The sequence below is a fragment of the Streptomyces sp. NPDC050535 genome, assembly GCF_044457665.1.
Classification (GTDB): Bacteria; Actinomycetota; Actinomycetes; order Streptomycetales; family Streptomycetaceae; genus Streptomyces.
The window spans coordinates 425365-438259 of record NZ_JBITHE010000006.1; the positions used below are offsets into that span (position 1 = coordinate 425365).

At 70.2% G+C, this 12895-nt stretch carries 12 protein-coding genes; all 12 read left to right on the plus strand.

The genetic code is table 11. The annotated features are described in order from the left end of the window. Position 1 precedes the first annotated feature (1 nt). The 12 genes from ACIBLC_RS17370 to nusB all read left to right on the plus strand — a co-directional run bounded on the left by ACIBLC_RS17370 (position 2) and on the right by nusB (position 12622). Entirely contained in the window at positions 2–358 is a 357-nt protein-coding gene (locus ACIBLC_RS17370; protein ID WP_399211788.1) for a DUF6167 family protein, read from the plus strand. Next, positions 358–3030, plus strand: coding sequence for an alanine--tRNA ligase (gene alaS / locus ACIBLC_RS17375; RefSeq protein WP_399211789.1), 2673 nt, complete (start codon positions 358–360; stop codon positions 3028–3030). The genes ACIBLC_RS17370 and alaS overlap by 1 nt, the downstream gene beginning before the upstream one ends. A gap of 11 nt (positions 3031–3041) precedes the next feature. Then, positions 3042–3506 (plus strand): Holliday junction resolvase RuvX, encoded by a 465-nt coding sequence (gene ruvX / locus ACIBLC_RS17380; RefSeq protein WP_399211790.1) that lies wholly within the window; start codon positions 3042–3044, stop codon positions 3504–3506. A 125-nt stretch (positions 3507–3631) separates the two neighbouring features. Continuing rightward, the gene (gene mltG, locus ACIBLC_RS17385; RefSeq protein ID WP_399211791.1) at positions 3632–5482 is read left to right on the plus strand and encodes an endolytic transglycosylase MltG; all 1851 of its coding nucleotides are present in this window, start codon (positions 3632–3634) and stop codon (positions 5480–5482) included. Next, positions 5479–6315, plus strand: a complete 837-nt coding sequence (locus ACIBLC_RS17390) for a shikimate dehydrogenase (RefSeq protein WP_399211792.1) — start codon at positions 5479–5481, stop codon at positions 6313–6315. The genes mltG and ACIBLC_RS17390 overlap by 4 nt, the downstream gene beginning before the upstream one ends. Positions 6316–6485: 170 nt before the next feature. After that, positions 6486–7670 (plus strand): chorismate synthase, encoded by a 1185-nt coding sequence (aroC, locus tag ACIBLC_RS17395; protein ID WP_399211793.1) that lies wholly within the window; start codon positions 6486–6488, stop codon positions 7668–7670. After that, complete coding sequence (locus ACIBLC_RS17400) at positions 7667–8182, plus strand: shikimate kinase (protein ID WP_399211794.1); 516 nt, start codon at positions 7667–7669, stop codon at positions 8180–8182. The genes aroC and ACIBLC_RS17400 overlap by 4 nt, the downstream gene beginning before the upstream one ends. After that, positions 8179–9270 carry a 3-dehydroquinate synthase gene (gene aroB, locus ACIBLC_RS17405; protein WP_399211795.1) on the plus strand — a complete coding sequence of 364 codons (1092 nt, stop codon included), beginning with the start codon at positions 8179–8181 and terminating at the stop codon, positions 9268–9270. The genes ACIBLC_RS17400 and aroB overlap by 4 nt, the downstream gene beginning before the upstream one ends. A 243-nt stretch (positions 9271–9513) precedes the next feature. After that, positions 9514–10380, plus strand: a complete 867-nt coding sequence (locus ACIBLC_RS17410; protein ID WP_399211796.1) for a Pro-rich N-terminal domain-containing protein — start codon at positions 9514–9516, stop codon at positions 10378–10380. Between the two features lie 72 nt (positions 10381–10452). Beyond that, positions 10453–11559, plus strand: a complete 1107-nt coding sequence (locus ACIBLC_RS17415; RefSeq protein ID WP_399211797.1) for a M24 family metallopeptidase — start codon at positions 10453–10455, stop codon at positions 11557–11559. 59 nt (positions 11560–11618) lie between these two features. Beyond that, positions 11619–12185: an elongation factor P gene (gene efp / locus ACIBLC_RS17420; protein ID WP_399211798.1), complete on the plus strand. Its 567-nt coding sequence runs from the start codon at positions 11619–11621 to the stop codon at positions 12183–12185. Between the two features lie 2 nt (positions 12186–12187). Then, on the plus strand, positions 12188–12622 hold the full coding sequence (gene nusB, locus ACIBLC_RS17425) for a transcription antitermination factor NusB (RefSeq protein ID WP_399211799.1): 435 nt from the start codon (positions 12188–12190) through the stop codon (positions 12620–12622). The last annotated feature ends 273 nt before the right edge of the window (positions 12623–12895 follow it).

Genomic DNA, 12895 nt, shown 5'->3' on the forward strand with positions numbered 1-12895 from the left:
GATGTTCCGCCGTACGTTCTGGTTCAGCGCGGGCGCAGCCGCCGGCGTGTGGGCCACCACCAAAGTCAACCGCAAGCTCAGGCAGCTGACCCCCGAGAGCCTCGCGGCGCAGGCCGCGAACAAGGCACTCGACGCGGGCCACCGGCTCAAGGACTTCGCGCTCGACGTCCGCGACGGCATGCTCCAGCGGGAGGCCGAACTCGACGAGGTACTCGGCCTGAACGCGCCCGGCGAGCATGAACTGCCGGGCTCGCGACGCCGTGCCGCGATCGAGAACCGCAACAACCCGAACTACAGCAAGGACCCGAGGCACGTCGAGAGGTCGACGTACCCGTACAACCGGAATGAGGACCACTGATGGAGTCGGCCGAGATTCGTCGCCGCTGGTTGAGCTTCTACGAGGAGCGCGGTCACACCGTCGTTCCTTCGGCGTCGCTCATCGCGGACGACCCGACTCTCCTCCTGGTCCCGGCCGGCATGGTCCCCTTCAAGCCGTACTTCCTCGGTGAGGTCAAGCCGCCGTGGCCGCGCGCCACCAGCGTGCAGAAGTGCGTCCGCACGCCCGACATCGAAGAGGTCGGCAAGACCACCCGGCACGGCACCTTCTTCCAGATGTGCGGCAACTTCTCCTTCGGCGACTACTTCAAGGAAGGGGCCATCACCTACGCCTGGGAGCTGCTCACCTCCCCCCAGGACAAGGGCGGTTACGGGCTCGACCCGGAGCGCCTGTGGGTGACGGTCTACCTCGACGACGACGAGGCCGAGCAGATCTGGCGCGACAGGATCGGTGTCCCGGCCGAGCGCATCCAGCGCCTGGGCAAGAAGGACAACTACTGGTCCATGGGCGTCCCCGGACCCTGCGGCCCGTGTTCCGAGATCAACTACGACCGCGGTCCGGAATTCGGTGTCGAGGGCGGCCCGGCCGTCAACGACGAGCGCTACGTGGAGATCTGGAACCTGGTCTTCATGCAGTACGAGCGCGGCGAGGGCATCTCCAAGGACGACTTCGAGATCCTCGGCGAGCTGCCCAGCAAGAATATCGACACCGGCCTCGGCCTCGAACGTCTCGCCATGATCCTGCAGGGCGTGCAGAACCTGTACGAGATCGACACCTCGATGGCCGTGATCAGGAAGGCCACCGAGCTGACCGGCGTCGAGTACGGCGCGGCCCCGGACTCCGACGTCTCGCTGCGCGTGGTCACCGACCACATGCGCACCTCCGTCATGCTCATCGGCGACGGCGTGAGCCCCGGCAACGAGGGCCGCGGCTATGTGCTGCGCCGCATCATGCGCCGCGCCATCCGCAACATGCGACTGCTCGGGGCCACCGGCCCGGTCGTGCAGGACCTCGTCGACGTCGTGATCGAGATGATGGGCCAGCAGTACCCGGAGCTGGTTTCCGACCGCAAGCGCATCGAGACCGTGGCCCTCGCCGAGGAAGCCGCCTTCGTCAAGACGCTGAGGGCCGGCACGAACATCCTCGACACCGCCGTCACGGAGACCAAGGCCGCCGGTGGCAAGGTGCTGGCCGGCGACAAGGCCTTCCTGCTCCACGACACCTGGGGCTTCCCGATCGACCTCACCCTCGAAATGGCCGCCGAACAGGGCATTTCCGTGGACGAGGACGGCTTCCGCCGCCTGATGAAGGAGCAGCGGGACAAGGCCAAGGCCGACGCCCGGTCCAAGAAGACCGGCCACGCCGACCTCGGCGCCTACCGCCAGATCGCCGACGCCGCCGGTGAGACCGACTTCATCGGATACGACCGCACCGAGGGCGAGTCGACGATCGTCGGCATCCTGGTCGACGGTGCCTCGTCGCCCGCCGCCACCGAGGGCGACGAGGTCGAGATCGTCCTCGACCGCACGCCCTTCTACGCCGAGGGCGGCGGCCAGATCGGCGACACCGGCCGCATCAGGCTCGACACCGGTGCCGTCGTCGAGGTCCGTGACTGCCAGAAGCCTGTCCCGGGCGTGTACGTCCACAAGGGCGTCGTCCAGGTCGGCGAGGTCACCGTCGGTGCCAAGGCCCAGGCCTCCATCGACGTCCGCCGCCGTACGTCCATCGCCCGTGCCCACTCGGCCACGCACCTCACCCACCAGGCGCTGCGCGACGCGCTCGGCCCGACGGCCGCCCAGGCCGGTTCCGAGAACCAGCCCGGCCGTTTCCGCTTCGACTTCGGCTCCCCGTCGGCCGTCCCGCACACGGTGATGACCGATGTCGAGCAGCAGATCAACGAGGTGCTCGCCCGCGACCTGGACGTGCACGCCGAGATCCTGAGCCTCGACGAGGCCAAGAAGCAGGGCGCCATCGCCGAGTTCGGCGAGAAGTACGGCGAGCGGGTCCGCGTCGTCACCATCGGCGACTTCTCCAAGGAGCTGTGCGGCGGCACCCACGTGCACAACACCGCCCAGCTCGGCCTGGTCAAGCTGCTGGGAGAGTCGTCCATCGGCTCCGGAGTGCGCCGCATCGAGGCCCTGGTAGGCGTCGACGCGTACAACTTCCTCGCCCGTGAGCACACGGTCGTCGCCCAGCTCCAGGAGTTGGTCAAGGGCCGGCCCGAGGAGCTTCCGGAGAAGATCTCCGCCATGCTCGGCAAGCTGAAGGACGCCGAGAAGGAGATCGAGAAGTTCCGCGCCGAGAAGGTTCTCCAGGCCGCCGGTGGTCTCGTCGACTCCGCCAAGGACGTGAACGGCGTCGCCCTCGTCACCGGCCAGGTCCCGGACGGCACCAGCGCCGACGACCTGCGCAAGCTGGTTCTCGACGTGCGCGGCCGCATCCAGGGCGGACGGGCCGCCGTGGTCGCCCTGTTCACCACTGCCAACGGCAAGCCCCTCACGGTAATCGCCACCAACGAAGCCGCCCGCGAGCGCGGTCTCAAGGCCGGTGAACTGGTCCGTACGGCCGCCAAGACCCTCGGTGGCGGCGGTGGCGGCAAGCCGGACGTCGCCCAGGGCGGCGGCCAGAACCCGGCCGCCATCGGCGAGGCCATGGACGCGGTCCAGCGGCTCGTCGCCGAGACGGCCAAGTAGCGCCTGTGGACATGCGCAGAGGACGTCGTCTCGCGATCGACGTCGGGGACGCCCGCATCGGGGTCGCCTCGTGCGACCCCGACGGGATCCTCGCGACCCCGGTCGAGACGGTCCCGGGGCGCGATGTCCCAGCGGCGCAGCGCCGGCTGAGGCAGCTCGTCGAGGAGTACGAACCGATCGAGGTGATCGTCGGCCTCCCGCGCTCCCTCAAGGGCGGCGAGGGGCCGGCCGCGGTCAAGGTCCGGGCATTCGCCCAGGACCTCGCCCGGGGCATCGCTCCCGTCCCGGTCCGGCTCCTGGACGAGCGAATGACCACGGTGACGGCCAGTCAGGGCCTGCGCGCCTCGGGCGTGAAGTCCAAGAAGGGCAGAGCCGTCATCGACCAGGCCGCCGCCGTGATTATCCTTCAGCAGGCACTGGAGTCCGAACGGGTGTCGGGTAAATCTCCGGGCGAGGGCGTCGAAGTGGTCATCTGATCGCGATACGGTAACGTTCCGCGCGATGCGGAGGTGTTCGAACAGCCGCCGCACAGCAGAAGAGACGGAACGGAGGCGGTGCCGCGAGCACCGCGTGCCCGCCGCCTCGCGGCTCTAGGGGATCAATGACTGAGTATGGCCGGGGCCCAGGCTCCGAACCGTGGCATCCGGAGGACCCGTTGTACGGGGACAACGGATGGGGAGGACAGGCCGACGACGGCCAGTCCCCCTACGGCGGCCAGCCGCAGCAATATCCGCAGCAGCCGCAACAGCAGCAGTACGGCGACTGGCCCAACGGCCAGCAGGGTGCCTACAGCCAGGAGCAGCAGCAGTATCAGGGCCAGGGCCAGGGCCAGCAGCAGTACGTCGATCCGAATCAGCAGCAGTACGCAGACCCACAGCAGCAGTACGGCGGCCAGGGCCAGCAGCAGTACGCCGATCCAGGGCAGCAGTACGGCGGCCAGGGCCCGCAGCAGTACACCGGTCAGGGCCAGCAGCAGTACGCCGACCCGGGACAGCAGCAGTACGGCGGCCAGGGTCAGCAGCAGTACGGGAGCCAGGGTCAGCAGCAGTACGACAACAGTGGCTGGGGTGGGGCGCACCAGCAGGTCCCCTACGCCGCCGATCCGGCCGATCCCTACGGGGGGCAGCCCGTTGCCTACGGCGGTCAGCAGCCCGACCAGTACGGCACCCCCGACGCCTATCCACCCCCCGAACCACCGGCCCGTCGTCGCGTCGAGCCCGAGCCGGCACCCGACTGGGATCCCGGGCCCGACCAGGGCGAGCACGCCTTCTTCGCGGGCGGCGGCGGTGATGACGACGACCTCGACGACGACGATCCCAAGAGCCGTGGCGGACGCGGTGACCGCAAAGAGCGCGACGGCAAGGGCAAGAAACGCCGCAGTGGGTGTGCCTGTCTGGTGGTTGTCCTGGTCTTCGGAGGCGGGCTCGGCGGAGTCGGGTATTTCGGGTACCAGTTCTACCAAACTCGTTTCGGCTCGGCGCCCGACTTCGCTGGGGAAGGCGCGGGCGAAAGCGTCAACGTGACCATTCTCAAGGGGTCCGGTGGTTATGCGATCGGGCAGGCGTTGAAGGAAGCCGGGGTGGTCAAGAGTGTCGATGCTTTTGTCGCCGCGCAGTCGCAGAACCCCAAGGGCAATTCGATCCAGGCGGGCGTCTACACGCTCAAGAAGGAAATGTCCGCGGAAAGCGCTGTCAGCCTGATGCTCAGCCCCGACAGCCGCAACAACCTGATCATCGCCGAAGGAAAGCGCAACGCCGAGATCTACGCGATGATCGACAAGCGCCTCGAAGTCAAGTCGGGCACGACCGAGGGAGTCGCCGACGAGGAATGGGAGAGCCTCGGTCTCCCGGACTGGGCGAACAGCGACGAGGACATCAAGGATCCGCTGGAAGGATTCCTCTACCCCTCCAGCTACGCGGTCTCCAAGGGCATGAAGCCCGAGGACGTCCTGAAGCAGATGGTCGACCTGGCCAAGGAGAAGTACGCCGACTTCGGCCTCGAGTCGAAGGCCAAGGCCCTGGACCTGAAGGACCCGCTGCAGCTCCTCACGGTGGCGAGCCTGGTCCAGAAGGAAGGCAAGTACAAGCACGACTTCGAAAAGGTCGCGACGGTCGTCTACAACCGCCTGAAGCCGGACAACACCGAGACCTACGGCCTGCTCGACTTCGACTCGACGGTGAACTACCTCAAGGGCGAATCGAAGCTGGCCACCGGTTCTGTCGACGATCTGCGGCAGATCGACGACCCTTACAACACCTACAAGATCAAGGGCCTGCCCCCCGGGCCGATCAGTAATCCCGGTGATGAGGCGATCGAGGCCGCGCTCAAGCCGGCCAAGGGAAACTGGTACTACTTCGTATCGGTCAACGCGGACAAGACGCTCTTCGCCGAGACGAACGAAGAGCAGAACGCCAACCGTGAGAGGTACCTCGAAGAACTGAAGGAGCAATGAGCGGTACCGACAACCGGCGCCGAGCCGCCGTACTCGGTTCCCCGATCGCCCACTCCCTCTCCCCGGTGCTGCACCGCGCCGCGTACGAGGAACTCGGGCTGGGTGACTGGTCGTACGACCGTTTCGAGGTCGACGAGGAGGCGCTGCCGGGCTTCTTCGCCAAGCTGGGACCGGAGTGGGCCGGACTGTCGCTGACCATGCCGCTCAAGCGGGCCGTGATCCCGCTGCTCGACGAGGTGACCGAAACGGCGGCCTCCGTCGAGGCGGTCAACACGGTCGTGTTCACCGAGGACGGCCGTCGCGTCGGCGACAACACCGACATCCCCGGGATGGTCGCCGCCCTGCGCGAGCGGGGCATCGAGCAGGTCGACTCCGCCGCGATCCTCGGTGCCGGCGCCACCGCTTCGTCCGCGCTCGCCGCGCTGGCCCGGATCTGCACCGGCGAGGTCGTCGCGTATGTCCGCAGCGCGGAGCGTGCCGCCGAGATGCGGTTGTGGGGCGAGCGGCTCGACCTGCGGGTACGCACGGAGGACTGGTCGGACGCCGAGCGGGCGCTGAGCGCGCCGCTCGTGATCGCCACCACCCCTGCGGGCACGACGGACGCGCTGGCCGCGGCCACTCCCGAGCGGCCCGCCACGCTGTTCGATGTGCTGTACGACCCGTGGCCGACCGAACTCGCGGCGCGCTGGTCCGCGTACGGCGGTGCCGTCGTCGGCGGGCTCGACCTGCTGGTGCACCAGGCGGTGCTCCAGGCCGAGCAGATGACCGGGCTTTCGCCCGCGCCGCTCGGCGCCATGCGGAAGGCCGGCGAACACGCCCTCGCCGCCCACTGACGCCCCCGCTCCCTGTCGCGCCGCGTCCGCCTGATGGACCAGTGGCCGGTTCTCATACGTGGACGTGGGAGGATCGGAGGCGGCGGGCCAGGGCCGCGCACCCGGTCGCGCCGTACGCGAGGACGCGCGTACGCAGCAGCAGTACCAGGGCGCGAGCATGAGGAGCACCGTTGAGCAGGTTGCGCTGGCTGACCGCGGGGGAGTCCCACGGTCCCGCACTGGTGGCGACGCTGGAGGGACTTCCCGCCGGTGTGCCGATCACCACGGACATGGTGGCGGACCACCTGGCCCGGCGGCGGCTCGGTTATGGGCGCGGTGCCCGGATGAAGTTCGAGCGCGACGAGGTCACCTTCCTGGGCGGCGTACGCCACGGGCTCACCCTCGGTTCACCGGTGGCCGTCATGGTCGGCAACACCGAGTGGCCCAAGTGGGAGCAGGTGATGGCGGCCGATCCGGTGGACCCCGCGATCCTCGCCGATGTGGCCCGCAACGCCCCGCTGACCCGGCCCCGGCCCGGTCACGCCGACCTCGCGGGCATGCAGAAGTACGGCTTCGACGAAGCCCGGCCGATCCTGGAGCGGGCGAGTGCGCGGGAGACCGCGGCCCGGGTGGCGCTGGGTGCGGTGGCCCGTTCGTACCTGAAGGAGACGGCCGGGATCGAGATCGTCTCGCACGTCGTGGAGCTGGCGGCGGCGAAGGCCCCCTACGGCGTCCACCCCAAGCCCTCCGACGTCGAGAAGCTCGACGCCGACCCGGTGCGCTGCCTGGACGCCGACGCGTCGAAGGCGATGGTCGCGGAGATCGACCAGGCTCACAAGGACGGCGACACGCTCGGCGGCGTGGTCGAGGTGCTGGCGTACGGGGTCCCGGTGGGGCTCGGATCGCACGTGCACTGGGACCGGCGGCTGGACGCCCGGCTCGCGGCGGCTCTCATGGGCATCCAGGCGATCAAGGGTGTCGAGGTCGGTGACGGGTTCGAGCTGGCGCGGGTGCCGGGGTCGCAGGCGCACGACGAGATCGTGCACACCGCGGACGGGATCCGGCGTACTACGGGCCGTTCGGGCGGTACCGAAGGCGGCCTGACCACAGGTGAACTGCTGCGGGTGCGTGCGGCGATGAAGCCGATCGCCACCGTGCCGAAGGCGCTGGCGACCATCGACGTGGTCACCGGTGAGGCCGCGAAGGCGCATCACCAGCGCTCGGACGTGTGCGCGGTACCGGCGGCCGGGATCGTCGCGGAGGCGATGGTGGCGTTGGTGCTGGCGGACGCGGTGGCGGAGAAGTTCGGCGGGGACAGCGTCCCCGAGACCCGCCGCAACGTGCGGTCGTACCTCGAGAACCTGGTCGTACGGTGACCGCTCCGCGGATGGTCCTCGTCGGACCCATGGGCGTGGGCAAGTCCACGGTGGGCGCGCTGGTCGCCGAGCGGCTGGGCTGCGCCTGGCGGGACACCGACGACGACATCGTGGGTGAGCAGGGCCGCAGCATCGCCGACATCTTCGTCGACGAGGGCGAGCCGGCCTTCCGCGCGATCGAGAAGCGGGCCGTGTCGCGGGCACTGGCCGAGCACGAGGGTGTGCTGGCGCTCGGAGGCGGCGCGATCCTGGACGAGGAGACGCGCGCCCTGCTCGCCGGGCACCAGGTCGTGTACCTCTCGATGGATGTCGAGGAGGCGGTCAAGCGCACCGGCCTCAACACGGCGAGGCCGCTGCTGGCCGTCAACCCGCGCCGGCAGTGGCGCGACCTGATGGAGGCGCGCCGGCATCTGTACACCGAAGTCGCCCGGGCGGTCGTGGCCACCGACGACCGCACCCCCGAAGAGGTCGCCCAAGCGGTCCTCGACGCAGTGGAGTTGAAGGAAGCATGAGCGAGGCAGTGACCCGTATCCAGGTCGGCGGAACCGCGGGCACCGACCCCTACGAGGTCCTGGTCGGCCGTCAACTCCTCGGTGAGCTGGGAGGGTTGATCGGCGACGGGGCCAAGCGGGTCGCGGTCATCCACCCCGAGGCGCTCGCCGACACCGGCGCCGCGCTCTGCGCCGACCTGGGCGAGCAGGGCTACGAGGCCGTCGCCATCCAGGTGCCGAACGCGGAGGAGGCCAAGACCGCCGAGGTCGCCGCCTACTGCTGGAAGGCGCTCGGCCAGTCGGGCTTCACCCGCAGCGACGTCATCGTGGGTGTCGGCGGCGGTGCCACCACCGACCTCGCCGGATTCGTGGCGGCGACCTGGTTGCGCGGAGTGCGCTGGATCGTGGTCCCGACCACCGTGCTGGCCATGGTGGACGCGGCGGTCGGCGGCAAGACCGGCATCAACACCGCGGAGGGCAAGAACCTCGTCGGTGCCTTCCACCCGCCGGCCGGAGTGCTCTGCGACCTGGCCGCGCTGGACTCGCTGCCGGTCAACGACTTCGTGTCCGGGCTCGCGGAGGTCATCAAGGCCGGCTTCATCGCCGACCCGGTGATCCTGGAGCTCATCGAGGAGGACCCCGAGGCGGCCCGCACGCCGGCCGGCCCGCACACGGCCGAGCTGATCGAGCGGTCCATCAAGGTCAAGGCCGAGGTGGTCTCCGGCGACCTCAAGGAGTCCGGGCTGCGCGAGATCCTGAACTACGGGCACACCCTCGCGCACGCGATCGAGAAGAACGAGCGCTACAAGTGGCGGCACGGCGCGGCCGTCGCCGTCGGGATGCACTTCGCCGCCGAACTCGGGCGGCTCGCCGGGCGGCTGGACGACGCCACGGCCGACCGCCACCGCACGATCCTGGAGTCCGTCGGCCTTCCGCTGCGCTACCGCTACGACCAGTGGCCCAAGCTGGTGGAGACCATGAAGGTCGACAAGAAGTCCCGCGGCAACCTGCTGCGCTTCATCGTCCTGGACGGGCTCGCCAAGCCGACCGTCCTGGAGGGACCCGATCCGGCCGTCCTTCTCGCCGCGTACGGCGAAGTGGGGGAGTAGGCGCGGATCGCCGGCTCCCGGCGACGTGACTTAAGAACGTAACGTCCAACGGGCCCGCACTTGGCCCGGTTTGCCCCCGGCCGACGGGCACTTCGCACCTTCCCCGGCCGTTCACACATCGGCGGCCGGGGAAGGTACCGTTCGGTCGGGGGTACCTCCCAGGCCATCAAGGCCGTGGGGGAGGGCGGGCCTCAAGCCCCGCTCGCCAGCGCCAATTGCCTGTACGAGACGGAGTGGCACCGGATGCAGCACGCAGTGGGGGCTCCGCTGCCGCCGCCCCATCAGCCGGGGCAGGGACCGGCCGTCGGCTGGTCGCCGGCCGGACCCCAGCCCGGACACCCGGGTCCCGTCCCCCCGCCACCACCCGCTCCCGGCTTCACCGGACCGCCCCCGGGCCATGTGGCACCTCACTCGCACGTCCCGCATCACGCGCCCCCGCAGCACGCCCCCGTGCCGCCCACGCCGGACACCACCGGCCATGTGCAGCTCCCCCCGGGCGGACCGGTCGCCATGCCGAGCGCGCCGCCCGCCGCGGGCCAGGCGGACCCCACGTCCATCACGCTCGCCGTGCTGCTCATCGGCCCCGCGGGTGCCGGGAAGACCAGCGTCGCCAAGTACTGGGCGGCCCACCGCCGGGTTCCCACCGCCCACATCAGCCTCGACGACGTACGCGAGTGGGTGCGCTCGGGGTTCGCCGACCCGCAGGCGGGGTGGAACGACCATTCCGAGGCGCAGTACCGCCTGGCCCGCCGCACCTGCGGATTCGCCGCCCGGAACTTCCTGGCCAACGGCATCTCCTGCATCCTCGACGACGCCGTCTTCCCGGACCGCCCGGTCGTCGGCCTCGGCGGCTGGAAGCGGCACGTCGGGCCGGGACTGCTGCCCGTCGTCCTGCTGCCGGGCCTGGAGATAGTCCTGGAGCGCAACGCCGAGCGCTCCGGAAACCGCCGGCTCACGGACGAGGAAGTCGCCCGTATCCACGGCCGGATGGCCGGCTGGTACGGCTCGGGGCTCCCCATCATCGACAACTCGCAGCTCGACGTGCCGACCACGGCCCGCGTCCTGGACGACGTCCTCGCACGGTCCATCGCCAGCCCTCCCCAGTGGTAGCCCCGACGGGCCCGCCGCCCGTCCAGCCCCGTTGAACCGGCGCCATCGGGCCGCCGCTCGTACGCTCGGTCTATGTCAGAGGTGTACGCGGCCCGCCGAGAGCGGCTCCGGGAGCGCTGTACGGCGGGCGGCAGTGCCACGGCGCTCGTCACCCGCCCGGCCAACGTGAGGTATCTCGCAGGCGCGGCTCCGCCCGGCGCGGTCCTCCTGCTCGGCCGGGGGGAGGATCTGCTGCTCTGCGGCGGCCCGCCGAGCGGTGCCGCCGAGGAGGGCCGCCCCGATCAGGCGCTGCGGGTGCAGGCGCTTCCGGGTCCCGGCGGTGACCCGGCCGTCGCCGCCGCCGATGTGGCGCTCGCCCAGGGCGCCGAGTCCCTCGCGGTCGAGGAGCACCACCTGACCGTGGCCCGGCATCGCGGCATCGGCTCGGTCGCGCCCCGGCTGCGGCTCGCCGATCTGGGCGGTGCGGTGGAGCAGCTCCGCGTGATCAAGGACGAGGATGAGATCTCCTGTCTGCGGATCGGCGCCGAGATCGCCGACCAGGCGCTGGGCGAACTCCTCGAATCGATCCTGGTGGGCCGCACCGAGCGTCATCTCGCGCTCGAGCTGGAGCGCCGGCTCGTCGACCACGGTGCCGAGGGCCCGGCCTTCGCGACCTCGGTCGGCACCGGCCCGAACTCCGGGCGCCGTGGCCACCGGCCCACCGACCGGAGGGTCGAGGAGGGCGATTTCCTGTCCGTCTGTCTCGGCGCGACCTATCGCGGCTACCGCTGTGAGATCGGCCGTACGTTCGTGATCGGGACCTCGCCGGCCGACTGGCAGATCGAGCTGTACGACCTGGTCTTCGCCGCCCAGCGGGCCGGACGCGAGGCGCTGGCACCGGGCGCCGCCTACCGCGACGTGGACCGCGCGGCCCGTCAGGTACTCGACTCCGCGGGGTACTCGGAAGGCCTTCCTCCGCTGACCGGACACGGTGTGGGGCTCGAAATCGACGAGGACCCGCAGTTGGCCCCCGCGGCCATGGGTAAACTGGACGCTTGCGTGCCGGTCACCGTCGAACCGGGGGTCCACCTCCCGGGCCGGGGCGGTGTCCGGATCGATGACACGCTCGTCGTACGCCCCGAGGCGGACGGCGGACCCGAGCTACTCACCATTACGACCAAGGAACTGCTCGCGCTCTAGCCTCCGGGCTGTGCGCGTGCCCCGGGGTCGTCCACGTCAGTCCAGGAGATTCCGCAACCGTGGCTTCCACGAACGACCTCAAGAACGGCCTGGTGCTCAAGCTCGACGGAGGCCAGCTCTGGTCCGTCGTCGAGTTCCAGCACGTCAAGCCCGGCAAGGGCCCGGCCTTCGTGCGCACCAAGCTGAAGAACGTGCTCTCCGGCAAGGTCGTCGACAAGACGTTCAACGCCGGCGTCAAGGTCGAGACGGCCACGATCGACAAGCGCGACATGCAGTTCTCGTACATGGACGGCGAGTACTTCGTCTTCATGGACATGGACACGTACGACCAGCTCATGGTCGACCGCAAGTCCGTCGGCGATGCCGCCAACTTCCTGATCGAGGGCTTCACAGCTTCCGTCGCGCAGCACGATGGCTCGGTGCTCTTCGTCGAGCTGCCGGCCGCCGTCGAGCTCGTCATCCAGGAGACCGAGCCGGGGGTCCAGGGCGACCGCTCCACCGGTGGCACCAAGCCCGCCACCCTGGAGACCGGGCACCAGATCAATGTGCCTCTCTTCATCACCACCGGTGAGAAGATCAAGGTCGACACCCGCACGAGTGACTACCTCGGCCGGGTGAACAGCTAACCGTGGCTGCCCGCAACACGGCCCGCAAGCGCGCCTTCCAGATCCTCTTCGAGGGCGACCAGCGCGACGCGGACGTCCTGACGGTCCTCGCGGACTGGATCCGGCATTCCCGGACCGACACCCGGCAGCCGCCGGTCAGTGAGTACACGATGCAGCTCGTCGAGGGCTACGCCACCAAGGCGAGGCGGATCGACGACCTGATCGCGCAGTACTCCGTCGGCTGGACGCTGGACAGGATGCCGGTGGTCGACCGCAACATCCTGCGCCTCGGTGCCTACGAGCTGATCTGGGTCGACGAGACGCCGGACGCCGTGGTGCTCGACGAGGCGGTCCAGCTGGCGAAGGAGTTCTCTACGGACGAGTCGCCCGCGTTCGTGAACGGCCTGCTGGGCCGGTTCAAGGACCTGAAGCCGTCGCTCCGCCGGGACGAGTCCTAGGACGATCCCCACGACATACGGAACGGCGCGAGAAAGTCACGAGAACGCCGGAGGGCCCGCAGCGCGTCCGCTGCGGGCCCTCCGGCGTTCCGGTACCCGGGAGGTCTCCGCGGGCCGCAGAAAGCCGCCGGGGGGGGGGGGGGGGGGGGGGGGGGGGGCCCCCCCGGCGCCCGGGGGGGGGGGGGGGGGGGTTTTTTTTGGGGGGGGGGGGGGGTTTTTGGGGACGGGGGGGGGGGGGGGGGGGGGGGGGGGGGGGGGCCCCCCCCCCCGGGG

Bases quoted from the DNA above. Each gene is read 5' to 3' on its own strand.
- ruvX (WP_399211790.1), top strand. From the start codon at position 3,042: ATGCGCAGAGGACGTCGTCTCGCGATCGACGTCGGGGACGCCCGCATC.
- aroB (WP_399211795.1), top strand. From the start codon at position 8,179: ATGAGCGAGGCAGTGACCCGTATCCAGGTCGGCGGAACCGCGGGCACC.
- alaS (WP_399211789.1), top strand. From the start codon at position 358: ATGGAGTCGGCCGAGATTCGTCGCCGCTGGTTGAGCTTCTACGAGGAG.
- mltG (WP_399211791.1), top strand. From the start codon at position 3,632: ATGACTGAGTATGGCCGGGGCCCAGGCTCCGAACCGTGGCATCCGGAG.
- ACIBLC_RS17415 (WP_399211797.1), top strand. From the start codon at position 10,453: ATGTCAGAGGTGTACGCGGCCCGCCGAGAGCGGCTCCGGGAGCGCTGT.
- ACIBLC_RS17370 (WP_399211788.1), top strand. From the start codon at position 2: ATGTTCCGCCGTACGTTCTGGTTCAGCGCGGGCGCAGCCGCCGGCGTG.
- ACIBLC_RS17410 (WP_399211796.1), top strand. From the start codon at position 9,514: ATGCAGCACGCAGTGGGGGCTCCGCTGCCGCCGCCCCATCAGCCGGGG.
- ACIBLC_RS17390 (WP_399211792.1), top strand. From the start codon at position 5,479: ATGAGCGGTACCGACAACCGGCGCCGAGCCGCCGTACTCGGTTCCCCG.